Here is a 23,341-nt window from a genome sequence, read left to right as displayed (position 1 = left end):
AATGTCCATCGACCTGCAGCGTTCCGGCCATGTAGCGACGATCCGCATTGCGCGCCCCGAGAAGCTGAACGCGCTTTCCCTGGCGATGTACGAGGACCTGGGCAAGGCCTTCGTCGAGGTTCGCGACGACGATTCCGTGCGGGCCGTGGTGCTGACGGGTGCCGGTGAACGGGCCTTCTGCGTCGGCGCGGATCTGATGGAGTCCATTCCGGCACTTGCCAGCGACCGCTTCGACATCAGCGCCTGGGACCCGGCGCATCTGAAGGGGCTCGACTTCTTCAAGCCGATCGTCTGCGCGGTGCGCGGCCTGTGCATCGGCGGCGGTTTCGAGATCATGCTGGCCACCGACATCCGCATTGCCTCGACCGATGCCGTGTTCCAACTGCCCGAGCCTTCGCACGGCTTCGTGCCGGCCGGCGGCACGCTGGTCAGGCTTGTGCGCCAGATCGGCTATGCGCATGCAATGGAGATCCTGCTCTCGGCGCGCCGCTTCGGCCCCGAGGAAATGCGCGCGAAGGGCGTGGTCAACCAGGTCGTCGCGCCCGACAAGGTCGAGGCCGTGGCCCATGACGTCGCCGCCCAGATAGCGACGCTCAGCCCGGTCGCCATCCAGACGATCAAGGAAGCCGTGCTAAGGCTGCAGGATCTGCCGCTGGAGGAGGCTTTCGCGCAGGAGGCGAGGCTCGGCCAGCGCACCTTCACCAGCACCGATGCCAAGCGCGGGCTCCAAGCTTTCGCCGACCGGGCGGCGGGCGCGGACGGGAAAGACCCTGCCGCGAAGCGATAGCCACTCCGGCGACGGTTTGGGGCGCGCTCGTTCCTGCGCCGGCTGACGAACCCGGTCGTCATGCCGGACCATTCGCACCGCCGGACTCACATGGCGATTTGTCGAAGACAGACATTGCTGGTCCCGGCGGGTGTGTGTCCGCGACATTGAACGCTGGAGCACCGCTTACCTAAGCTCTCGGCATACCGATCGGCGACACGCATCCACGCGGGCTCGTCCAGAACGGAAGAGGGAGGAGCAAATGAACAAGACGGGAAGACTGGCGCAACTCTGTTTCCTGGCTGCCACGGTATCGGCCCTGGCGGCGACGACGGCGATGGCCCAGACGGGCAAGCTCAGCGACGACGTGCTGCGCATCGGCCTCATCGAGGACATGTCCGGCGTCTATGCCGACATCACCGGCAAGGGCGCGGTGACGGCCGCCGAGATGGCCGTCGAGGAATTCGGCGGCAAGGTTCTCGGCAAGCCCATCGAGGTGCTTTCGGCCGATCACCAGAACAAGCCGGACATCGCCGCCACCATCGCGCGCAAGTGGTTCGACGAGGACAAGCTCGATGCCGTGCTCGACGTGGCCTCCTCGTCGCCGGCGCTCGCCGTGCTCGAGATCGCCAAGCAGAAGGAAAAGATCATCACGCTGAGCTCGCCGGGCTCGCTTCGCATCACCAACGAAGTGTGCGGTCCTTATGTCGTTCACTGGGCCTATGACAGCTACGCCATCGCCCACAGCACCGGCCAGGCGTTGGTCGGCGCGGGCTTCGACAGTTGGTACTTCGTCACCGCCGACTATGCTTTCGGCCACAGCCTGGAGAAGGATACCGGCGACGTCGTGACCGCGCACGGCGGCAAGGTGCTCGGCAACACGCGGCTTCCGGTCGGTACGGCAGACTTCGGCTCCGCCCTGCTCAGCGCGCAGTCCTCGGGCGCGAAGGTGGTGGCGCTCGCCAATGCCGGGTCGGACACGATCAACTCGATCAAGCAGGCGGCGCAGTTCGGCCTTACCCAGGCCGGCCTGAAGCTCGCGACGCTCGCCGGCTTCATCAACGACGTTCACGGGCTCGGTCTCCAGGAGGCGCAGGGCCTCACCATCACCGAGGCATCCTACTGGGACATGAACGACGAGACCCGCGCCTGGTCGAAGAAGTTCTTCGACAGGGTGGGCGCCATGCCGAACATGCTGCAGACCGGCACCTATTCCTCGGTGCTGCACTACCTGCGAGCGGTCGAGGCGGCCGGCACCGACGAGACCGAGGCGGTGATGGCCAAGATGCGCGAGATGCCCGTCGAGGACATCTTCTACAAGGGCACAATCCGGCAGGATGGCCGGATGGTGCACGACATGTACCTGTTCGAGGTCAAGAAGCCCGACGAGTCCAAGGCTCCCTGGGACTACTACAAGCTGATCTCGAAGATCGACGCGGACAAGGCCTTCCAGCCGCTCGAAAAGTCCACGTGTTCACTGGTGACCAAGAAATAAGCGGTCGGGGAACCGCAGTGCGGCGGGACGCGGCAGACACGCGTATCCCGTCGGCATCCATCGAAAAAGGAGAAATGAAATGAATCGGCGGGAATTCAATATGATGCTGGCGGCCACCCTCGGCTCGACGGCATTCATGGGACAGTCGGCAATCGGCCAGGAGGCGGGAGAGACGCTGACCGCGATCATCCAGCCCGAGCCGCCGATTCTCAACCTGGGAATCAACCAGCAGACGCCGACCGGCGTCGTCGGCGGCAAGATGTACGAGGGCCTATTGTCCTACGCGAGGGACCTGACCCCGCAGCCGCTGCTCGCCGATTCCTGGGAGATCTCCGAGGACGGTCTGACCTATACGTTCAAGCTCGTCCAGAACGCCAAGTGGCATGACGGCCAGCCTTTCACCTCGGCCGACGTCCTGTTTTCCTGCAAGTCGCTGCTGCCGGAAACGCATCCTCGCGCCCGGGCCGTGTTCGATCGCTGCGAGAGCATCGAGGCGCCGGACGACTTCACCGTCGTCTTCAAGCTGAAGTCGCCGTTCCCGGCCTTCATCATGGCCTTCGAGACCGCGTCGGCGCCGATCCTGCCGCGCCACCAGCTCGAAGGGAAGGACTACCGCAAGGAAGGCGCCGAGCTGCCGCCGATCGGCACCGGCCCGTTCCGCCTCAAGGAATGGGTGAAGGGCTCGCACATCCATCTGACCGCGGTCGAGGATTACTACCGCCCGGACCAGCCGAGGCTGAGGGAGATATTCTACCGCGTCATCCCGGATGCCGCCTCCCGCGCCGTCTCGCTCGAGCAGGGCGAGGCGCAGCTCGCGCAGTGGCAGGATATCGAGCCCTTCGACGTCGAGCGCCTGTCGACGCTGGAGCATCTCGAGATGACGACCGAGGGCTACGAGTATTTCTCGCCAATGGTGTGGATCGAGCTCAACTGCCGCCGGCCCCCGATGGACGACAAGCGTTTCCGCCAGGCGCTGATGCATCTGATCGACCGAGATTTCGTGCGCGACCGCATCTTCTTCGGCCTCGCCAATGCGGCAACCGGGCCGATCTCGTCCTCGATGCGCTTCTACGACGCGAACGTGAAGGCCTACGAGCATTCGGTGGAGAAGGCGACCGCGCTGTTGGACGAGATGGGCCTGAAGCCTGGTGCCGGCGGCGTGCGCGTCAACCTGAAGTTCACGATGGTGCCGGCAGGCGAGGTCTGGACCCGCATTGCCGAATATGTCCGCCAGTCCTTCGGCGCTGCGGGCATCAACCTCGAACTGCAGAGCAACGATCTCGCGGGCTGGGTCTCCGCCGTCAGCAACGGCGACTTCGACATCAGCGGCAACCAGCTCTACCAGAACGGCGACCCGGCGCTGGGCGTGGCCCGCACCTACATTTCGTCCAACATCCGCAAGGGCGTCATGTTCTCCAACACCGCCGGCTATTCCAACCCGAAGGTGGACGAGCTCTTCGAGGCGGCCGCCGTCGAGCTCGACCAGACGAAGCGCCAGGAGCTCTACACCGAGGTCCAGCAGCTACTGGTCGAGGAAATGCCGGTGCTGTGGCTCTGCGAGCAGAAGTACCCGACGATCTACGATAACCGGCTGAAAGATGTCGTGACCTCGTCCACGGGCGTCAACGCCAATTTCGGCACGACGCATTTCACCGCCTGATCGCGCTTCGGACGCGCCGGCCCCCATGGCGCCGGCGCGTCGATTCCCAAGCGGCCCCAGGCCGAACCGATGATTACGACGCGGCCGGCGGCCGCGACAAAGGAAGTGTAGAGCCGACATGACTTCATATTTCGACGACAGCGAGATTGCCATTCTGCGGGCGTGGCGCCACAAGCTGCACCAGTTTCCGGAAATCTCGGGTGAAGAGGCCGAGACCGCGCGCGAGGTGGTCTCCTTCCTGGCCGACACCAGTCCCGACAAGGTCGTCACGCAGCTCGGCGGCCACGGCGTCGCGCTGGTCTACGAGGGCGCCGAGGCGGGGCCGACCGTGATGCTGCGCTGCGAGCTCGACGCGCTCCAGATCCACGAGATATCGGACCTTCCCTACCGCTCGCGCGTCGACGGCAAGGCGCACATGTGCGGCCATGACGGCCACATGACCATGATGGCGGCCGTCGGCCGGCACCTTGCCGGCAACAGGCCGGCGCGTGGACGCGCCATCCTGCTCTTCCAGCCGGCGGAGGAGACCGCGCACGGCGCCGAAGCCGTGCTCGCGGATCCCAAGTTCGGTGCGATCACGCCGGACTATTCCTTCGCGATCCACAACATGCCCGGCCTGCCGCTCGCCCATGTCGCGGTGGCGGCCGGCCAGATCACCTGCGCGTCGATGGGCCTGCGCGTGGAGCTCACCGGCAAGACCGCGCATGCGTCCATGCCGGAAACCGGCGTCTCGCCGGCAACCGCGGTTGCCCGCATCATCACGGGCCTGGAGAAGTTCCAGACGGGCGAGGTCGTCGCGCAGGGTTTCCAGCGCGTGACGCTGACCAGCGTCCAGATGGGCAAGCCGGTCTTCGGCATCACGCCGGGTTCGGCTGAGATCCGCATGACGCTTCGCCGGCCCGAGAGCGACAAGATGCCGGCGCTGCTCGAGGACGTGCTGTCCATGATCCGCGCGACCGCCGCCGAGGAAGGGCTGGCGCTGGCCCACACGACGCACAACTTCTTCCGCGCCTGCATCAACGATCCGGACGCCGCCGCGGCCTTCGAGACCGCCGCGGACCGCATGAACCTGTCGCCGGTGACCGACTACGTGCCGATCCGCGGCGCGGAGGATTTCGGCCTGTTCGGCTCGTGCTCGAAATCGGCGCTGCTCTTCATCGGCGCGGGCATGGACAAGCCGATGGTCCACAATCCCGACTACGATTTCCCGGACGAGCTGATCCCGGTCGGCGCCGGGCTTTTCCTCGGCGTCCTCGACCAGTTGCTGGGCTTCGCGCAGCCGGCCGGGCGCTAGCTACGAGGTTCGCAGCAAGCTGATGTCGATCATTACCCGCCTTTCGGCAAAGATCGTCGGGATCGTCTTCACGATCCTCGTCATCGCCACGATCAACTTCATCCTCATCCACGCGACGCCGGGCGATCCGGCGCTGGTGATCGCGGGCCAGTCGGGCGCCGCGGATCCGAAATTCATCGCCGATATCCGCGCCCAGTATGGCCTGGACCAGCCGTTCCTGGTGCAGCTCGGCACCTATATCGGCAAGGTCCTGCAGTTCGACCTCGGCTATTCCTACCGCCAGCGCGCCGACGTCAGCGTGCTCATCCTCGAACGGCTCGGCCCGACGCTTCTGCTCACGCTCTCTGCTTTCTTCGTATCGCTGATCGGCGGCGTCCTGTTCGGCGCCTTCGCCGGCAAGCGGCAGGGCACGTGGTCGGACCTCGCGATCTCGCTGGTCTCGCTGCTGCTCTATGCGACGCCGGTCTTCTGGCTCGGCCTCATGCTGGTGCTGGTCTTCTCGATCCAGCTCGGCTGGCTGCCGGCCTTCGGCTATGCCAGCGTCCGCGCCTCGAGCTTCGGCGCGCTCGAATATGCGCTCGACGTGGCGCGCCACCTGGTCCTGCCGGTGCTCACGCTGGCGGCAATCTACATGGCCGTCTACACCCGCCTCATGCGCTCCTCGCTGATCGAGGTCTCGCACGAGGACCATGTGCGCACGGCGCGCGCCAAGGGCCTGAACGAACGTCAGATCCTGTCGCGCCACATGCTGCGCAACGCCGCCGTGCCGGTAGTGACCTTCGCCGGCATGCAGGCGGGCGCGCTGATCGGCGGCGCCGTCGTGGTGGAGACGGTGTTCTCCTGGCCCGGCCTCGGGCGCCTCACCTACGATGCCGTGACGGCGCGCGACTATCCCGTCCTCCTCGGTCTCTTTCTCATCATGTCGGTCCTGGTCATCGCGACCAACCTTCTGACCGACTTCCTGCATCGGCTGATCGATCCGCGCGTCAACGGCCGATAGGAGAATTGCAATGCATGAATTCCTGCGCACCTTCCTGAACCGCCCCGCCGGCATCGTCGGGCTGCTGCTCCTGACGATGGTCTGCCTGCTTGCCATCCTGGCGCCGCTGCTCTACCCGGCCTCGCCCTGGGACATGGCCGGCGCGCCCTTCAGCCGGCCGGGCGAAGGCGGCATGCTGCTCGGCAGCGATACGCTCGGGCGCGACGTCGCGGCCGGTATCGCCCACGGCGCGCGCGTCTCCATCCTGATCGGCTTGGCATCGACGGTGACCGCGCTGTTCATCGGCGTCACGCTCGGCTGCATCGCCGGCTATGCCGGCGGGGTGGTCGACGGCGCGATCGTGCGTTTCACCGAGATATTCCAGACCATCCCGAGCTTCGTGCTGGCGATCCTCTTCGTCGCCATCCTGACGCCCTCGATCGGTACCATCATCCTGGCTATCGGGCTGGTGAGCTGGCCGCCGCTGTCGCGCCTCACCCGCGCGCAGGTCAAGACGGTGTCGCAGCGCGAGTTCGTCCACGCCGCACGCTGCCAGGGCCAGTCCACGCTCTCGATCGTGCTGCGCCATGTCCTGCCCAATGCGGTTTCGCCCATCATCGTCGCCGGATCGCTGACGGTCGCCGCGGCGATCCTGATCGAGGCCGCGCTTTCCTTCATGGGGCTCGGCGATCCGAACTTCATGAGCTGGGGCTACATGGTCGGCGCCGGCCGCACCGTGATCCGCCAGGCCTGGTGGATGAGCGTCTTTCCGGGCATCGCGATTCTGCTCACCGTGGTTGCGATCAACCTCGTCGGCGAGGCCCTGAACGACACCCTCAACCCGAGGATTTCCCGAGCATGACCGCGCCGCTGCTAGCCATCGAGAACCTCGTTCTCGGCCTGCCCGAGGGCGCGGACCGAACCCGAGCCGTGGACGGGATCAGCCTGAACGTCGAGCGCAACGAGATCGTCTGCCTGGTGGGCGAGAGCGGTTCGGGCAAGTCGATGACCGCGCACGCGATCCTCGGCCTCCTCCCTTCGAAGGTGAAGGCGCTCGAGGGCGCGATCCGGTTCGGCGATCGCGACCTGCTCGGCCTTTCGCCGCGTGAGATGCGCGCCCTGCGCGGCAGCCGCATCGCCATGATCTTCCAGGAACCGCTGACCGCGCTGAACCCACTGGCCAGGGTCGGGCACCAGGTCGCCGAGGCGATCCGCATCCATGGCCGGTCCGAGGGAGACGTCGGCGCGCGCGTCGTCGAACTCTTCGGCCAGGTCGGCCTGCCCGATCCGGCATCGATCGTCTCGGCCTATCCGTTCCAGCTGTCGGGCGGCCAGCGCCAGCGCGTGATGATCGCCATGGCGCTCGCCAACGATCCGGAACTGCTGATCGCCGACGAGCCGACGACGGCGCTCGACGTGACCACGCAGCGCCAGATCCTCGACCTGATCCTCAGCCTGCAACAGAAACGCGACATGGGCGTGCTCTTCATCACCCACGACATCGGCGTCGTCGCCGACATCGCCGATCGCGTCGTCGTGCTGCGTCATGGCAAGGTGGTGGAACAGGGGCCGGCGGATGCGGTGCTGGAGACGCCGCAGACCGATTATACGCGCGACCTGCTCGACGCGGTGCCCGGCCGCGGCGCCATCCGCTCGACCGGGGAGGAGCGCACGCCGCTGCTCGAGATCAAGGCGTTGCGGAAGGTCTTCACCACACGCCAGAACTTCTTCGCCAAGCCGCGCCGGGTGGTGGCCGCCGAAGGGTTCGACCTCGTCCTCAAGCGCGGCGAGACGCTTGCGGTCGTGGGCGAGAGCGGCTCGGGCAAGTCGACGCTGGCGCGCATGGTGCTGCGCCTGATCGAGCCGGACGACGGCGTGATCAACTTCGACGGAGCCCCGGTCCGCGCGATGAAGGGCGAGGCGCTGCGCCAGTTCCGGCGCAGGATGCAGATCGTCTTCCAGGACCCGTACGCTTCGCTCGACCCGCGCCTCAAGGTCGGCGAGAGCATCGTGCGCGGGCCGATGGCTTTCGGCGCCTCGCGTGCCGAGGCGACGGCCACCGCCACGCGCTGGCTGGAGAAGGTGGGACTGGGCGCACAGGCGCTGAACCGCTTCCCACACGAATTCTCCGGCGGCCAAAGGCAGCGCATCTGCATCGCCCGCGCGCTGGCGCTCGATCCCGCCTGCCTGATCGCCGACGAGGCGGTCTCCGCGCTCGACGTGTCGGTGCAGGCGCAGGTGCTGAAGCTCCTGTCGGATCTGAAATCCGAGATGGGGCTGAGCATGCTCTTCATCACCCACGATCTCAGGGTCGCCCGCGAGATCGCAGATCGCATCGTGGTGATGCAGAACGGCAAGATCGTCGAACAGGCGCCCGCGGCCGAGCTCTTCGACAAGCCGCAGGCCGATTACACGAAGCGGCTGCTTGCCGCGGTTCCCGGCCGCGATTTCTTCAAACGTCGCGAGCCGGCCGGCGCGGTCGTCTAGGGCATACGAAGGAGAAGCAGGGGACGGAGACCATGGACGACCGCACACGCGCCTTCATCGAGAAATCCACGCTGCTTTTCATCGCCTCGCGCAATGCCCAGGGCGCGATGGACGTCTCGCCGCGCGGCGGCCAGCCCTCGGTGCTGAGGCTGCGCGAGGACGGCGCCCTGCTGCTGCCCGACTATGTCGGCAACAAGCGGCTGGACACGATCGGCAACGTGCTGAGCAATCCGGACGTCGCGCTCGTCCTCCTCAACCGGCTCTGCGACGATTACCTGCGCATCTCCGCCCGCGCGAGCGTATCGCGCGGCGAGGACGACATCGCCGCCTTTCCCGCCGACGAGAGCCGCCCGCTGAGCGTCATCGTGCTCGTGCCGACCAGGATGGAGTTCGTGTCGAGCAAGGCCTTCGACGAAAGCGGCTTCTGGGTCGACCCGGCAGGCCGCAAGCCGACGCTCGACGTGCTCGACATCTATGCCAGGGATATCCAGTGGCAGACCGAGGGCGGGCGCCAGCCCGTTCTCTATGACGCCGACGCGGAGGGCCGCCTAACAGAGGCCGGCCTGCGCGACTTCTACGGCACGCCGAGCCCGCTGGTGCAGAAGAAAGTCTACGATACGGCCGGTCCGGGCTTCATGGGCTTCATCGACGACGCCCGCTTCATCGTCTTCGCGCATGAGAGCAAGTCGGGCGAGATCCTCGTCGACCTGGTGGGCGGATCGCCGCTGCGACGCGATGCGGACACGAACACACGGTCGCTCCTGCTCGATCTCGAACACGAAGGCTCGGCCATATCCGCCACGCCGCATTCGGCCGAGTTCGCGATTCTGGCGGCGGAGCCCGGCCGCTGCGACAACATCCGCCTCAACGGCACCTACCGCGAGGTCGCTTCCGCGCCGGAAGGACGGCGACGACTGAGCATGCAGCCGGAGGAGATCTACTTCCACTGCTCGGCAGCGCTGACGCGGTCGCGGATTTGGATGGATTCGCGGCCCGTCGCATGGAGCGGCAGGCGCGGTTTCACCTGCGTGGCACGACGGCAGGAAAGTCCCGACGTGGTCTCCTTCGTGCTGAAGCCGCGCGATCGCGCACCGATCGGAGACGCAGCGCCCGGTCAGTTCGTCACCATCTCGCTGCCGCATGACGACCCGAAGATGCCGCGCCGGCGCTGCTATTCGATCTCCGCGGTACCCGATGCCCATACGTTGCGCATCTCCGTGCGGCGTGTCGGCGACGGCGGCGTTTCCGCGCTGCTCCACGACAAGGTCGCGGTCGGCGACGAGGTCTTCGTCGGGCCACCGGGCGGGCATTTCGTCCTCGACAGCGCCCCGCTCCGCCCGATCGTGCTCGTCAGTGCCGGCGTCGGCATCACGCCGCTCCTGCCGATGGCGGAGCATCTGGCGCGCGAGGAGCCCGGGCGCGACGTCTGGTTCGTCCACGCCGCGCGCAACGCCAGGCATCACCTGTTCGGGGCGGAAGCGCGGCGCTTCGCCGAGATCAATCCCCGCATCAGGCTGCTGACCGCCTATTCCCGGCCAGAGGCGGGCGACGCCTGCCATCACGAGGGCCGCCTGGATGCGGCTTCACTCGCCAGGCACGTTCCCATCGCCGAAGCCGATTTCTACATCTGCGGCCCGGACGCCTTCATGTCCTCGCTGAGCCAGGGACTAATCGGCCTTGGCGCCGCACCCGAGAGCATACGCATCGAGGCGTTCGAGCAGAAGAGCGTCGGCGGCTTCGCCCAGGCGGAGGCGTTCGCCGGGCGTCCGCCCTGCGCCGTGACCTTCGCCCGCTCGGAAAAGCAGGCGACCTGGAAGCCGGAATGCGGGTCGCTGCTCGACCTCGCGCTGGCGAACGACATCGAGGTCCAGTATTCCTGCCGCAGCGGCGAATGCCAGTCCTGCACGCAGCGCGTCGTCAGCGGCGGCGCAATCTATCCTTCGGGCGAGGAGCCGCTGATCGCCCGCGGCCAGATCCTGCTCTGCCAGGCGATCCCGCGCGGCGACCTCGTCCTCGATTGCTGATCGGACATACGAAAGTGCCGGGCGAAGATCCGTGCCGACTTTCGGGAATCAACCGGCTCGTGCCGTAGGACGATCCGTTCCAGCGAACATGCCCGCCGACCTCGTTCCGTAGGATGCCTGGAAGAATGCATCTCCAAAGCCTTCCGCTGGATTTTTAAGCCTCACGCGTTATATATGACCATCTAGATGGTCAGGAGCGTGACATGGGCACGATCAAACTGGCGGACGCCAAGGCGCATCTGAGCGAACTCGTCGACCGCGTGGAGGCCGGGGATTCGATCGACATTACCCGACGCGGCAAGCCGGTTGCGCGCCTCACAGCCGTGGCTAGGCCGCGCAAGCGGATTGATGCCGCTCTGCTCCAGTCCTTGACGGCGACCATTCCGCCACCGTCCCAGAGCGCCGCCGATCTGGTGCGATCGATGCGGGATGGCGATCGTTACTGATGCTCTATCTCGACACGTCGCTGGTCGTCGCGGCGCTCTCCAACGAAGCCATGACCCCGCGTGTTCAAGGCTGGCTGGCGGAACAGGATCCGGCGCAGCTTCTGATCAGCGACTGGACCATGACCGAAATATCTGCGGCCATGGCCATTAAGCTGCGGGCAGGCCAGATCAGCCTGGAGCAGCGCGCGGCGGCGCTCGCGATGTTCAACAAACTGGTTGCAGAGAGCTTCACCGTACTGCCGGTGACGGGCGGGCATTTCCGCTCGGCGGCGAGGTTCGCCGACCACCACGCTCTGGGTCTGCGCGCCGGCGATGCCCTGCACCTCGCGACCGGGTCGGAGCATGGCGCCACAGTACACACACTCGACCGCCGGCTTGCCGAGGCCGGTCCGGTGCTCGGCGTGCCAACGCTGTTGTTGGCATGATCACAAGCCTCTCCTACCCAGTCGACCGCGCCTGGATGCCGCCGAATGATCGTTCGCCCGGCAATGCCGGCGAGGAGCGCGTCCTGGGAACCTTGCGGAAGCTGCAAAACGGCCGCGGAAATCGCCGTCGCCGATCGCCCCGTAACTCCCACTCAAAAGGTCAATTCTCGCCTAATACGTTGGTTTCGACGACTCGTCCCGCGGGCATCTGAAATGACGCACTCACAGCGAGAAAGTTCGTCGTGGAAGAAAGTCGGAAGCGATGCGGATAGAGCGGCGGAACGATCTTGATCTGCGGTTGATCGAGGCGTTCGCTGCGGTGATCGAGCGCGGCACGACCACGGCGGCCGCGGATCATCTGGGCCTGTCGCAATCCGTGGTCTGGAATGCCATTCGCACGTTCGAGGCGCAGATCGGTGTCGCGTTGTTCCGCCGTGCGGGCCGCAGGCTCGAGCCGACGGAAGAAGGCCTCTGTGTCTATGAGGAGATCCGACCGCTGCTTGGCGCCCTGGATGGCCTTGCAGGGCGATTGCGGGCCCTGAAGAAGCACAAGCGACGGCGTCTTGTGCTGGCCGCGACATCGGCCATGGGATGCGCCGTGGTTCCGATTGCCCTGCGTCGCTTCATGGCTGACGCGCCACAGGTCGAGATCAATCTGAACCTGGACAGTGCCGACGCGGTGGCCAGAGCAGTGGAGTTGGGGCTCGCCGATCTCGGGGTGGTACAGGGACCGGTGAGCCATGCCGCGCTGAAGATAACCGTGCTCGGAACGGCGGAACTGGTCGCGGTCCTGCCTCAGGACCATCTTTTGACGACACGCGCCGTGGTTGGACCAACCGATCTGGTGCGACATACGCTGATCGCGGGCGGTCCAGCCCTAACTCCGCTGATCCGGGGCGCTTTTTCACTTCAAGGTGTGCAATACGCGCCAAGTCTGAGCTGCGATCAAGCTGTGGGCGCCTGCGCGCTTGTCCATGCGGGCCTGGGTGTGGCGGTTGTCGACCCCTATTCGGCCGCGATGTCGAGGGGGCTCGCCCTGGTCACCCGACGGTTCTCGCCGACCACATCGTTATCGGCGGTCGCCCTGCAACGCGGTGGAGGCGATGAGGAGGATCCCCTCGCGTCGGCTCTGCTGCTCGTTCTGATGGAAGCCGTCGCCTCGCTGGCGCCCGCGGGATGGGGCTAGCGCCGAAAATCCCAGAAATCCGCGACAAGATTTACTTATCCGATTTAAAATTCATTGCCGCTCATCGTCCTTGGTTGAACGAGGTCGCCAAGTCTTCGTTTTCTCAACGGGTTAAACGAATTTGACCGGTATGGCTTGTCGCGCCGCCACACCCCGCAGCGGTTGTTGACGCCAGCCGGGGCCGCCGCACTACCATACTCCCTGTCGCAGAATTGTGACCGACAGGAGGCCCGAATGTTTCATTCCGCATCCTCATTTCATGGGCTCGCCCGATGAGCGCCGCAGCCGATTGCGTGCTGACGGGCGGCAAGATCTGGAAGGGCAAGGGGCTTGGCTTCGCTGAAGCCCTGTCGATCTCGCAAGGCAAGATCGCGGCGGTGGGAACCGCGGAGGAGATCGCGGCGCAGATCGGCCAGACGACGCGCGTCATCGAGCTTGACGGACGGCTGGCGACGCCCGGGCTTTATGACGCCCATCTTCATCTGCACATGTACGGCATTGCCATGGCCGAGGTCGACCTCCGCCCCAGCGTGGTTTCCACGCTCGCGGATCTGCTGGAGACCTTGCGCGCAAAGGCTGCAACCCTGCCCAAGGGCGAATGGATCACCGGGCGCGGATACGATCATTTCAAACTCGACGTCGGGCGCCATCCCTATCGCGAGGAGCTTGATGCGTCTTGCCCGGATCATCCCGTCTACATCGTGCGGACCTGCGGCCATCTTGCGGTCGCCAATTCCGCCGCCCTGGCCCTTGCGGGGATCACCGAGGACACCCCCTCACCCGAGGGCGGCCTTATCGAGCGTGCGAATGGCCGCTTGACCGGACTTCTGGCGGAGACCGGGCGCGAGCAGGTTATGAAGGTCCTGCCAAGGCTCGCCGTCGAGGAACTGGTCGATGCGATCGAGCGCGGCGGCAACAGGCTGCTGAGCCATGGGATAACCTCCTGCATGGAGGCCGCGATCGGCATTCGCGAGGGCTGGCCGGAAATGGAGGCCTATTTGGCCGCGCGCGCGCAAAACCGCCTGCCGGTCAGGGTCTATGGCTGCGTGATGGGCGACAAGACACGCTCGATCCTCGACAAGGTGACGGCGGCGGGCATGGTCACCGGCACGGGCGACGAGATGTTCCGCCACGGCCCGGTCAAGATTTTCACCGACGGCAGCGCAGGCGGACGCACCGCGGCGATGACCCGCCCCTATCTGGGCAACGACCCTGACGACAAGGGGCTTTTGTGCATTCCGGATCAGGAGGAGCTGAATGCCATGGTCCTGGCCGCTCATCGCGCGGGCTATCAGATGGCGATCCATGCCATTGGCGACGCGGCCATCGACGAAGTGCTGAACGCCTATGAGGCGGCTCTTGCGGACACGCCCTCCCCGAACCGCCGTCACCGCATCGAGCATTGCGGCTGGCTGCGCCCGGACCAGCTTCAGCGCATGATCGACATGCATGTCCTGCCTGTTCCGCAGCCGTCGTTCATGTATTGGTTCGGCGATCTCTATTGCACCCTCGCCGAGCGGGAACGCGTCGAGGCATCGCACCCCTATCGGGAATGGATCGAAGCGGGCCTGGAACCCTCGGCCTCCACCGATTGCCCGGTGACGGAAGTCGATCCGCGGCCGGTCATCTATAATCTCGTCACCCGGAAGACCGCTCGCGGAACCGTGCTCGGCGGGGACCAGAGACTCTCCGTGGAAGAGGCCCTTCATGCCTATACCTCGGCCTCGGCCTACGCCTCGCATGAAGACGGGGTGAAGGGGAAGCTCATACCCGGGCATCTGGGCGACGTCGCGATCTGGGACCGAGATTTGTTCGAGATAGAGCCCGAAGACATCCTCCAGGCCCGGTGCGACCTGACCATCCTCGGCGGCACCATCGTGCATGAAGGAAGCTGAGCGTGATCGAGACGATCCTCAACCGCCTTCTCGTCTCGATCCCGGTGCTGTTTGGAGTTCTTTTTCTGGGCTTTGCGTTGGTGCAGCTGGCACCGGGCGATCCCGCGCAGGTCCAGGCGGGACCGACGGCCACGCCAGAGGTGGTCGCGCAGATCCGGCAGGAGATGGGCCTCGACCAACCCGTTATCGTGCAATTCGGCCGCTATATCGAGCGGCTCGCGCAGGGCGACCTTGGACGCTCGCTCATCTCCAACAAGACCGTAGCCAGCGAGCTGATCGTCGCGATCGGGCCGACGCTGGAGTTGATGGTGGCCAGCCTCATCTGGTCGATTCCGATCGGGATCGCAATGGGAACGCTGGCCGCGGTCTGGCGGGGATCTCTGTTCGACCGCGCTATCATGGCGCTCTCCGTTGCCGGGGTCTCGCTGCCGATCTTCTTCATCTGCCTTGTGCTGATTCAGCTTCTGGGCGTCAAATATCCGATATTCCCCTTCATCGGTCGCGGCGGACCGCTTTGGACCGCCGAAGGGCTTCGTCATATCGCACTGCCCGCCATGTCGCTGGGGTTGATTTTCATCGGCCCGGTCGCGCGCATGACCCGCTCGTCGGTTCTCGAGGTCCTGCGCCTCGATCATGTGCGCACGGCCCGCGCCAAGGGCCTCACCGAGCGCGAGGTCATCCTCCGTCACGGCCTGCGCAATGCGCTGATCCCCGTGGTGACCCTGATCGGGCTGCAAATCGGCTATCTGCTGGGAGGTGCGGTCGTAACCGAAACCATCTTCTCCTATCCGGGCATCGGGCGGCTGGCCGTCGGCGCAATTCTGTCGGCTGATTTTCCGCTGGCGCAGGGGACGATCCTCGTGCTCGCCATCGGCTTCATCGTGGTGAACCTGATCGTCGACATCCTTTATGCCCGGCTTGATCCGAGGGTTCAGAAGAAATGACGACCATGGATGTCCGGAACGCCGCTCTCGTCGATCAAGCGCCGGCAAGGCGAAGCTGGTGGAAGGCGCTCCTCGCCGATCGCGGCGCGATGCTGGCGCTCCTGGTCCTGACGCTGATCGTCCTTGCCGCGGTTTTCGCCCCGCTGCTGGCGCCTTTCGATCCCAATGCCAACAGCCGCGCGGTCATGCAGCCGCCAGCCTGGTCGGAGCGCGGAAACTGGCAACACATACTGGGCACCGACGGACAGGGCCGGGACATCCTGTCGCGCATTCTCTACGGCACGAGGCTGACGCTTTTGATCGCGCTGGTCGCCATCGGCATCGGCGGCGTGATCGGTTCCGGCCTGGGATTGCTGTCGTCGATGTATCCCCGCCTCGACCCGTGGGTGATGCGGCTCAACGACATGATGCTCTCCTTTCCGGCGATCCTTCTAGGCCTGGCGATGGTCGCCGTCTTTGGTCCGGGCGTCTGGCCGATCATCCTGGCGCTTGCCGTTGCGTCCATCCCCGACTGCGCGCGGATCGCACGCTCGATCGGAATTGGCGTCATGAGCCAGGAATATATCGAGGCGGGGCGCGCGGTCGGCCTCACCGACTGGACGATCTTCCGGAAATACCTCCTGCGCAATTCCATCTCGTCGATCATGATCTTCCTGAGCCTCCGGTTCGGTCAGGTGATCCTGATCGGCGCGGCGCTCAGCTTTCTGGGTCTCGGCGCGCGTCCGCCGGCTTCCGAGCTGGGCATGATGGCCGCGCAAGGCCGGGATTTCCTGCTCTTTGCGCCCCATATCGTCGCCGTCCCCTCCGTCGCGATCTTCATCATCGTGCTTTGCGCCAATGTCACCGGCGATGCACTGCGCGACGTCCTCGACCCACGTTTGAAAAGCTGAGCAACAAAACAGGGAACCACGCCATGAAAAAGCTACTTCTCCACGGCTGCATTCTCGCCTTCTTAAGCTCACCTGTCGTCGCGCAGGAGATCAACGTCGTCCGCGAGGTCGACAGCAACAACTACGATCCGCACAAATCCACCGCGCGAGCAGCGGCGGAGGTACTCTTCATGGTCGGCGACACGCTGGTCTCGCTCGAGCCCGACATGAAGACGATCAGCGACGGTCTGGCGAAGTCATGGGAGGTCTCGCAGGACGGCAAGACCTACACCTTCCATCTCAAAGACGGGATCAAGTTCTGCGACGGCCGCGAGATGACCGCCGAGGACGTTGTCTATTCCTTCAAGCGCTGGATCGACCCGGAAACGAAATCCCCCGTCGAATGGCGTGCGGGTGAGGTGAAGAGCATCACCGCGCCCGATCCGAAGACCGTCGTTTACGAACTCGAGGCCCCTTTTTCGGAGCTTCTCTATCAGCTGACACAGAGTTTCGCGACCATCATCGACAAGGCCGATGTCGAACGGTTGGGAAAGGATTTCGGCGTGACGGGCCTCAACGGCACCGGGCCCTATTGCTGGGGGGAGTGGCTGCCGCGCGACCGCATGACCATCACCCGGCACGAGGGCTACGACTGGGGTCCGACTTTCTACACCAACGAGGGCGCGCCGCATCTGGCCAAGATCACATGGCAGATCGTGCCTGAGGAAAACACGCGCACCGTGGCATTGATGACAAGTCAAAGCCAGGTCACGCAATATATTCCCCAGATCGCGCTGGCGCAGCTTCGCAACGCGCCGAATATCGAGATCCATCGTTCGGACGAGGCGTTCTGGACCTGGTTCATCGGCTTCAAGGTCGACAAGCCGACGGTTGCGGATACCGCCGTTCGCCGGGCGATGAATCTCGCCGTCGACCAGGAAGCCCTGGCCCGCGACATCCTGTTCGGAGAGGTAACGCCTGCCTATAGCTATATCTCGGAAAACGCGCTCGACTGGGACAATTCGCTGAACGACTCGCTTCTGCGCTACGACCCGGAGGAAGCAAAGCGCATCCTTGACGAAGCCGGCTGGGTGCCTGGATCGGACGGCATCCGCGCCAAGGACGGCGTCAAACTGGAGCCTCTGACCTATATCCAGGGCGGTTCGACCTGGCAGAAGCTGGCCGAGTTCACTCAGGCCGAGTTGTTGAAGGTCGGCATCGGAATGCAGATCCAGATCTTCGACCCGACCATCTTCTGGGGCAGGGTCGCGACGCAGGAATTCGACGCCTTCGGCATGAGCTACCCCTATATATCCGCCGGCGATGCGCTCAATCTCTATTTCCTGTCGCAGAACATTCCGACACCGAACCGGATGAACTGGAACGATGAGGAAACGGACGATCTGCTGGCCGAAGGCCGCCATGCCACCGACGATGCCACCCGCGCCACGGCCTACGGCAAGGTGCTCAAGAAAGTTCACGACGCGGCTGTGTGGCTACCGCTTTACCACGAGCCGATGAACATCGTTCAGTCCAACCTGCTTGAGCCGATAGTGCCCCACAACAATTATGGCGCGGGTCTCTACAAGGGGCTGGACCTCAAGTTTCGCGACTGACGCGCTCCGCGGGGGCAGCCGGCGCGCCCCCGCAAAACTCGCAGGGGAATGAAGATGCATCAGCAAACTACCGTCATTCGCGACGCCGACTGGATCGTCGGCTTCAATTCGCAAACCGGCAGGCACCAGTTCCTGCGCGGACAGGATGTCGCCTTTTCCGGCGATCGGATCGTTCATGTCGGTGGCCGCTATGACGGTCCGAGCACCACCGAGATCGACGGGAGCGGCCGTATGGTGTCGCCGGGATTGGTGAACATCCATTCCCATCCCCTGTCGGAGCCCCTGAACAAGGGCTTTCTGGACGAGCTGGCCAGTGCCGGACTTTACCAAAGCTCGCTTTATGAATTCATGGCCCTCTTCGGACCAGATGATGAGGGGCGCCTCGCCTGCACCGAGGTCGCGCTTTCGGAGGCGCTGCTGTCCGGCGTGACCACGTTGGTGGACCTGTCCGTCCCCTATGAAGGCTGGCTTGATCTCCTGTCCCGCTCGGGCCTGCGCGCGGTCGCGGCTCCCATGTACCGCTCGGCCCACTGGTTCACACGAAACGGCCATGTGACCGAATATGAGTGGAACGAGGCCGCGGGCGAGGCCGCGATGCGCGCCGCGCTTGACGTGATCGACCGGGCGGATGCCGACCCGTCGGGGCGGCTCAGCGGGATGATCGCACCCGCCCAGATCGATACCTGCACCGCGGAGCTGATACGCGACAGCCATGCCGAAGCGCGGCGTCGAGGGCTCAAGATGCAGATCCATGCAGCCCAATCGGTGGTGGAATTCCAGGAAATCACACGCCGTCACGGACGCACGCCGATCGAATGGCTGGAGGATCTGGGCGTGCTCGACTCGCACACGATCATCGGTCACGCGATATTCCTCAACGATCATCCATGGGTCCATTGGCCGCAAGGCCGCGATTTGGAACGGCTGGCCGCTTCCGGTGCCGCGGTCGCCCATTGTCCGACGGTGTTCCAGCGGCGCGGCATGTCGCTCCGCAGCTTCGGGCGATATCTTCGCGCAGGCGCAACTTTGGGTATTGGGACGGACACCTATCCCCACAATATGCTGGAGGAGCTCCGCCATGCGCTCATCAACTCCCGCTTGATGAGCGGAAATGTCTTCGACCTGCGCACATCGGACGTCTTCGACGCAGCCACCGTCGGTGGTGGCCGCATCCTTGGGCGGAGCGATATCGGCCGGATCGAGGTCGGGGCCAAGGCCGACTTGTTCCTTGCCGATGTCACCCATCCCGCCATGCGACCCGTGCGCGATCCGCTGCGCTCCCTGATCTATGTCGCGGCCGAACGCGCGGTGACCGATGTGTTCGTCGACGGCCGGCAGGTGGTGCGCGCAGGCGAGGTTCTGGCGTTCGATCTGTCGTCGGCGCTTGGCCGGCTCGAGGCGGCGCAACGCCGCGCCGAGATCGCATTCACCGATCGTGACTTCAAGAAGCGCTCGCACCTTACGGCCTCGCCCCTGAGCTATGAGCTCGCGGATGGCTGAACCTCTTCTATCCGTGCGAAGTCTGGAGGTCCGCTTCCGTCTCGACGGGCGCAGCATGCGCGCGGTCGATGACGTCAGCTTCGATCTGCAAAAGGGCCAGACGCTCGGCATCGTCGGCGAATCCGGTTGCGGCAAGAGCGTCACGTCGCTGTCGATCATGCGGCTCCTGCCCTCCCCTCCCGCCCAGGTCGCCGCGGGCGAGGTGCTGCTGGAGGGCCGCGACCTGCTGAAGCTTTCGGAAAGGGAAATGCGGAAGCTGCGCGGCGGGCGTATCGGGATGATCTTTCAGGAACCGATGACCAGCCTCAATCCGGTCTACACCTGCGGCGACCAGATCATCGAGGGCCTCAGGGTTCATTCAGGCTTGAGCGGCAAGGCTGCGCGAGATCGCGCCATCGAACTCCTGGAGCTGGTCCGCCTGCCCTCTCCGGAAAAACGCATCGACGACTATCCTCATCAGCTGTCCGGCGGCCAGCGCCAGCGAGTGATGATCGCCCTGGCGCTCGCCAATGATCCCGCCGTGCTTATCGCCGACGAGCCAACGACCGCACTGGACGTGACAATCCAGTCCCAGATCCTCGATCTGATGCGTGACCTGCAGGAGCGGACCGGCACCGCGATCATGCTCATAACACACGACCTCGGCGTGGTGGCCGAGACCTGCCAGCAGGTGGTGGTCATGTATGCGGGGTCGGTCATCGAACGAGGGCCGGTCGACAAGATCTTCGCCGATCCGCAGCATCCTTATACGATCGGCCTCATGGCGGCCGTGCCGCGCATGGACGCCGGCCGTGCCCGGCTCGCGAGCATTCCCGGATCGCTTCCCCCGCCTTGGCAGAACATACCTGGCTGCCGCTTCGCATCGCGCTGTCCCCTGGCGGACAACCGCTGCCAGGCAGAAATGCCGCGCCTGCGCGAGGTCACGCCGGGCCACGATGTCGCTTGCTGGAAAGCCCCGATCGAAGGAGCAGGCTGATGGCCGATCTGCTGGAAATTCAGGGGCTCACCAAGCATTTTCCGGTCCGTCGGGGCGTTCTGCGCCGGCAGATCGGCACTGTGCAGGCCGTCACGGATGTCAGCTTCACCCTCAAGCGCGACGAAACGCTGGCCATTGTCGGCGAATCCGGTTGCGGAAAATCGACGCTTGGCCGCGCGATCCTGCGCCTCCTCGAACCCAGTGCGGGAACGATCCGCTTGGGCGGCGAGGATGTCACCAGCCTCGACCGCAGGGCGCTCCGGGCTGCGCGCAAGCGTATGCAGATCATCTTCCAGGACCCTTATGGATCGCTCAACCCGCGCATGACGGTGCGCGAGGCGCTGTCTGAGCCGCTCTTGCTGCACGGCATGGCCACGCCCGCAACGATCCGCGGCGAGGTGGATCGCCTGATCACGATGTGCGGCCTGTCCGCCTGGCATGCCGAGCGATATCCGCATGAATTCTCGGGCGGTCAACGTCAGCGGGTCGGCATCGCGCGCGCGCTGGCCACCAGGCCAAGCCTGATCGTCTGCGACGAGCCGGTCTCGGCATTGGATGTCTCTGTTCAAGCGCAGATCGTCAATCTCCTGCAGGACCTTCAGCGCGAACTGGGCCTCGCCTACGTCTTCATCAGCCACGATCTGGGCGTGGTGCGCCATATCGCCAATCGTGTGGCTGTGATGTATCTGGGCCGGATTGTCGAAGAAGCGCAGACCGATCAGCTTTACGGCAACCCGCGCCACCCCTACACGCGAGCCCTGCTTGCCGCGGCCCCTCGCGCGGATCCCGCGACAGCGCGTCACAAGCCGCCGATCGAGGGCGGAACCCCTTCCGCCATGGCTCTGCCTTCAGGTTGCGCCTTCCATCCTCGCTGTCCGCTGGCCATCGAGCGCTGCCGCACCGAACGTCCGGAAATCCGCGCGGTCGACCGAAACCGCGTTGCCTGCCATCGCGCCGATGAGCCGGTGACGGGAACCCTCGATCAGGCGCCCGGCCAGGGCAGTCCGGCACTTCTGCGCCGCCTTGCGATTCTCGAACGGCGACGAGCGGCGGGATGACGGAACCTTCTTGCAGGAATGGCGCGGAAAGTCTGGTCGGTAGTCTTTCCGCGGCCGGCGTCGAGGTCTGCTTCGCAAACCCCGGCACCTCGGAGATGCAATTCATCGACGCGCTGGCTCGCACGCCCGCGATGCGCTGCGTTCTGGGCCTGTTCGAGGGAGTTGTTTCGGGCGCGGCGGATGGCTATGCGCGCATGGCGGGCAAGCCTGCGATCACGCTTCTGCACCTCGCGCCCGGGCTCGCCAATGCGGGCGCGAACCTGCACAACGCCAAGAAGGCGCGCGCTCCGATTCTCAACATCGTTGGCAATCATGCATTGCGGCATCTGCGCTATGATGCGCCACTGACCGCGGACGTGGCGGCGACCGCCTCGGTTTTTTCCGATTGGGTGAGGACCGCCCAAAACTCTCAAACCATGGCGCGGGACGCGATCGAGGGACTGGCGGTGGCGCGAGGTCATCCGGGCCGAATCGCAACGCTGATCGTTCCGGCCGACATCGGTTGGGAAAAAGGCAGCGGCGGCGTTGCCCCGCTCTCCCCACAGGAAGCGCGCCCGCTCGACGAGATGACCGTCCGCCGCGCCGTCGCCGCCCTCGGGCCCGGCGCGGTGATCATCTGCAGCGGAACGGTTCTCGAGGATCCACATTCGACCGGGTTGCTGGCTGGCATCGCCGAAAAGACCGGCGCGGTCCTGCTCGCCCCGCCGTCAAACCGCAGGATAGAACGCGGTGCTGGGCGAGCCTCTATTCCGCGTATCCCCTTCGGCGTCGACGAGGCCATCGAACTGCTCTCCCCATTCCGACGCGCCATTCTCATCGAAACGCAGCCGCCGGTCTCGTTCTTCGCCTACCGCAACCGCCCCAGCCTGCTTTTGCCGGAGAATTGCGAAGTCATTCAACTCGCGGAATTCGATCAGGATGGGCGGCTGGCGGTACATGAGCTGGCCGACGCGATTTCGGCCGAGGCACCGCGCGGGAAAACAAAGCACCCACCGATCACCACTCCCACCGCGGGTCCACTGACGGACGACAATCTCTCCGCCGCCATCGCCGCCGCCCTGCCCGAAGGCGCCATCATAATCGACGAGGGCATGACGCGCGCGCGCCTCGTCGAGGCCTATACGGTGAACGGTCCGCCGCATTCCTGGCTTTCGATCACCGGCGGCTCCATCGGCATCGGCCCGCCACTGGCGGCGGGCGCGGCGATCGCTTGCCCGGATCGTCCAACGGTCGTTCTGCAGGCGGACGGCTCGGCGATGTACACGTTTCAGGCGCTCTGGACACATGCGCGCGAGCAACTCAACATCACCACGATCGTCTTCGCGAATCGCGGCTACGAAATGCTGCGGCAGGAGCTCGCGAATGTCGGCACAAATCCTGGTCCAGCGGCATTTGGACTGATGGACCTCACCTCTCCCGAACTCGACTTCGTGGCGCTGGCGAAAGGCATGGGCGTTCCCGCGGTTCGCACCGAATGCGCGCTTGACCTCTTCCGCATCCTTTCGGCGGCCGTGCGCGAGCCGGGTCCCTTTCTCATAGAGGCCATGCTGTGACCGAATTCGATTTCCCGAGTGGCCGCCGCCCGCCCGCCTACGCGAGCGGCGCGACGATCCCGACCTCTCATTCATCGGCCAGCGCGGCGGGCTTCGCAATATTGGCGGAAGGCGGGAACGCGGTGAACGCGGCAAAACAAGAGTAGACCTCTTATTTCGCTGATGGCC

Annotated in this window: 19 protein-coding genes; all 19 read left to right on the top strand. The window is 65.2% G+C overall.

The window, feature by feature from the left end; genetic code table 11:
• Position 1: 1 nt before the first annotated feature.
• A complete protein-coding gene (locus XW59_RS04025; protein ID WP_047143486.1) occupies positions 2–787 on the top strand; it encodes an enoyl-CoA hydratase/isomerase family protein in 786 nt (261 codons plus the stop codon).
• A 241-nt stretch (positions 788–1,028) separates the two neighbouring features.
• Positions 1,029–2,261, top strand: a complete 1,233-nt coding sequence (locus tag XW59_RS04020; RefSeq protein ID WP_047143485.1) for an ABC transporter substrate-binding protein — start codon at positions 1,029–1,031, stop codon at positions 2,259–2,261.
• Positions 2,262–2,340: 79 nt separating this feature from the next.
• Positions 2,341–3,921: an ABC transporter substrate-binding protein gene (locus tag XW59_RS04015; protein ID WP_047143484.1), complete on the top strand. Its 1,581-nt coding sequence runs from the start codon at positions 2,341–2,343 to the stop codon at positions 3,919–3,921.
• Between the two features lie 118 nt (positions 3,922–4,039).
• Entirely contained in the window at positions 4,040–5,215 is a 1,176-nt protein-coding gene (locus XW59_RS04010; RefSeq protein ID WP_047143483.1) for an amidohydrolase, read from the top strand.
• A 22-nt stretch (positions 5,216–5,237) separates the two neighbouring features.
• Positions 5,238–6,215, top strand: coding sequence for an ABC transporter permease (locus tag XW59_RS04005; RefSeq protein WP_047143482.1), 978 nt, complete (start codon positions 5,238–5,240; stop codon positions 6,213–6,215).
• A gap of 10 nt (positions 6,216–6,225) precedes the next feature.
• On the top strand, positions 6,226–7,056 hold the full coding sequence (locus XW59_RS04000; protein ID WP_047143481.1) for an ABC transporter permease: 831 nt from the start codon (positions 6,226–6,228) through the stop codon (positions 7,054–7,056).
• Positions 7,053–8,681, top strand: a complete 1,629-nt coding sequence (locus XW59_RS03995; RefSeq protein WP_047143480.1) for an ABC transporter ATP-binding protein — start codon at positions 7,053–7,055, stop codon at positions 8,679–8,681. Before XW59_RS04000 ends, XW59_RS03995 begins: the two co-directional genes overlap by 4 nt.
• A gap of 32 nt (positions 8,682–8,713) precedes the next feature.
• Complete coding sequence (locus XW59_RS03990) at positions 8,714–10,705, top strand: pyridoxamine 5'-phosphate oxidase family protein (RefSeq protein ID WP_047143479.1); 1,992 nt, start codon at positions 8,714–8,716, stop codon at positions 10,703–10,705.
• A gap of 203 nt (positions 10,706–10,908) precedes the next feature.
• Positions 10,909–11,151 carry a type II toxin-antitoxin system prevent-host-death family antitoxin gene (locus XW59_RS03985; RefSeq protein WP_047143478.1) on the top strand — a complete coding sequence of 81 codons (243 nt, stop codon included), beginning with the start codon at positions 10,909–10,911 and terminating at the stop codon, positions 11,149–11,151.
• On the top strand, positions 11,151–11,576 hold the full coding sequence (locus tag XW59_RS03980; protein ID WP_047143477.1) for a type II toxin-antitoxin system VapC family toxin: 426 nt from the start codon (positions 11,151–11,153) through the stop codon (positions 11,574–11,576). Before XW59_RS03985 ends, XW59_RS03980 begins: the two co-directional genes overlap by 1 nt.
• A gap of 262 nt (positions 11,577–11,838) precedes the next feature.
• Positions 11,839–12,762, top strand: a complete 924-nt coding sequence (locus XW59_RS03975; protein WP_047143476.1) for a LysR family transcriptional regulator — start codon at positions 11,839–11,841, stop codon at positions 12,760–12,762.
• A gap of 272 nt (positions 12,763–13,034) precedes the next feature.
• Positions 13,035–14,657: an amidohydrolase gene (locus tag XW59_RS03970; protein ID WP_047143475.1), complete on the top strand. Its 1,623-nt coding sequence runs from the start codon at positions 13,035–13,037 to the stop codon at positions 14,655–14,657.
• A gap of 2 nt (positions 14,658–14,659) precedes the next feature.
• Positions 14,660–15,601 carry an ABC transporter permease gene (locus XW59_RS03965; RefSeq protein WP_047143474.1) on the top strand — a complete coding sequence of 314 codons (942 nt, stop codon included), beginning with the start codon at positions 14,660–14,662 and terminating at the stop codon, positions 15,599–15,601.
• A gap of 5 nt (positions 15,602–15,606) precedes the next feature.
• Positions 15,607–16,491, top strand: a complete 885-nt coding sequence (locus tag XW59_RS03960) for an ABC transporter permease (RefSeq protein ID WP_047143865.1) — start codon at positions 15,607–15,609, stop codon at positions 16,489–16,491.
• Positions 16,492–16,514: 23 nt separating this feature from the next.
• Positions 16,515–18,086 carry an ABC transporter substrate-binding protein gene (locus tag XW59_RS03955; RefSeq protein WP_047143473.1) on the top strand — a complete coding sequence of 524 codons (1,572 nt, stop codon included), beginning with the start codon at positions 16,515–16,517 and terminating at the stop codon, positions 18,084–18,086.
• Between the two features lie 54 nt (positions 18,087–18,140).
• A complete protein-coding gene (locus XW59_RS03950; RefSeq protein WP_047143472.1) occupies positions 18,141–19,586 on the top strand; it encodes an amidohydrolase family protein in 1,446 nt (481 codons plus the stop codon).
• On the top strand, positions 19,579–20,562 hold the full coding sequence (locus XW59_RS03945) for an ABC transporter ATP-binding protein (RefSeq protein WP_082137391.1): 984 nt from the start codon (positions 19,579–19,581) through the stop codon (positions 20,560–20,562). The genes XW59_RS03950 and XW59_RS03945 overlap by 8 nt, the downstream gene beginning before the upstream one ends.
• Positions 20,562–21,620 carry a dipeptide ABC transporter ATP-binding protein gene (locus XW59_RS03940; protein WP_047143470.1) on the top strand — a complete coding sequence of 353 codons (1,059 nt, stop codon included), beginning with the start codon at positions 20,562–20,564 and terminating at the stop codon, positions 21,618–21,620. The genes XW59_RS03945 and XW59_RS03940 overlap by 1 nt, the downstream gene beginning before the upstream one ends.
• Positions 21,617–23,173, top strand: a complete 1,557-nt coding sequence (locus tag XW59_RS03935) for an acetolactate synthase large subunit (protein WP_047143469.1) — start codon at positions 21,617–21,619, stop codon at positions 23,171–23,173. The genes XW59_RS03940 and XW59_RS03935 overlap by 4 nt, the downstream gene beginning before the upstream one ends.
• Positions 23,174–23,341 lie beyond the last annotated feature (168 nt).

It is taken from the genome of Aquamicrobium sp. LC103, from assembly GCF_001014615.2.
Lineage (GTDB): Bacteria > Pseudomonadota > Alphaproteobacteria > Rhizobiales > Rhizobiaceae > LBCQ02.
The sequence above is the reverse complement of the archived record's forward strand: the minus strand, read 5'-3'. Positions and strand labels throughout refer to the sequence as shown.

Excerpts from the sequence above, each read along its gene's own strand:
- XW59_RS04025 (WP_047143486.1), top strand. The coding sequence starts at position 2 with ATGTCCATCGACCTGCAGCGTTCCGGCCATGTAGCGACGATCCGCATT.
- XW59_RS04020 (WP_047143485.1), top strand. The coding sequence starts at position 1,029 with ATGAACAAGACGGGAAGACTGGCGCAACTCTGTTTCCTGGCTGCCACG.
- XW59_RS04015 (WP_047143484.1), top strand. The coding sequence starts at position 2,341 with ATGAATCGGCGGGAATTCAATATGATGCTGGCGGCCACCCTCGGCTCG.
- XW59_RS04010 (WP_047143483.1), top strand. The coding sequence starts at position 4,040 with ATGACTTCATATTTCGACGACAGCGAGATTGCCATTCTGCGGGCGTGG.
- XW59_RS04005 (WP_047143482.1), top strand. The coding sequence starts at position 5,238 with ATGTCGATCATTACCCGCCTTTCGGCAAAGATCGTCGGGATCGTCTTC.
- XW59_RS04000 (WP_047143481.1), top strand. The coding sequence starts at position 6,226 with ATGCATGAATTCCTGCGCACCTTCCTGAACCGCCCCGCCGGCATCGTC.
- XW59_RS03995 (WP_047143480.1), top strand. The coding sequence starts at position 7,053 with ATGACCGCGCCGCTGCTAGCCATCGAGAACCTCGTTCTCGGCCTGCCC.
- XW59_RS03990 (WP_047143479.1), top strand. The coding sequence starts at position 8,714 with ATGGACGACCGCACACGCGCCTTCATCGAGAAATCCACGCTGCTTTTC.
- XW59_RS03985 (WP_047143478.1), top strand. The coding sequence starts at position 10,909 with ATGGGCACGATCAAACTGGCGGACGCCAAGGCGCATCTGAGCGAACTC.
- XW59_RS03980 (WP_047143477.1), top strand. The coding sequence starts at position 11,151 with ATGCTCTATCTCGACACGTCGCTGGTCGTCGCGGCGCTCTCCAACGAA.
- XW59_RS03975 (WP_047143476.1), top strand. The coding sequence starts at position 11,839 with ATGCGGATAGAGCGGCGGAACGATCTTGATCTGCGGTTGATCGAGGCG.
- XW59_RS03970 (WP_047143475.1), top strand. The coding sequence starts at position 13,035 with ATGAGCGCCGCAGCCGATTGCGTGCTGACGGGCGGCAAGATCTGGAAG.
- XW59_RS03960 (WP_047143865.1), top strand. The coding sequence starts at position 15,607 with ATGGATGTCCGGAACGCCGCTCTCGTCGATCAAGCGCCGGCAAGGCGA.
- XW59_RS03955 (WP_047143473.1), top strand. The coding sequence starts at position 16,515 with ATGAAAAAGCTACTTCTCCACGGCTGCATTCTCGCCTTCTTAAGCTCA.
- XW59_RS03950 (WP_047143472.1), top strand. The coding sequence starts at position 18,141 with ATGCATCAGCAAACTACCGTCATTCGCGACGCCGACTGGATCGTCGGC.
- XW59_RS03945 (WP_082137391.1), top strand. The coding sequence starts at position 19,579 with ATGGCTGAACCTCTTCTATCCGTGCGAAGTCTGGAGGTCCGCTTCCGT.
- XW59_RS03940 (WP_047143470.1), top strand. The coding sequence starts at position 20,562 with ATGGCCGATCTGCTGGAAATTCAGGGGCTCACCAAGCATTTTCCGGTC.
- XW59_RS03935 (WP_047143469.1), top strand. The coding sequence starts at position 21,617 with ATGACGGAACCTTCTTGCAGGAATGGCGCGGAAAGTCTGGTCGGTAGT.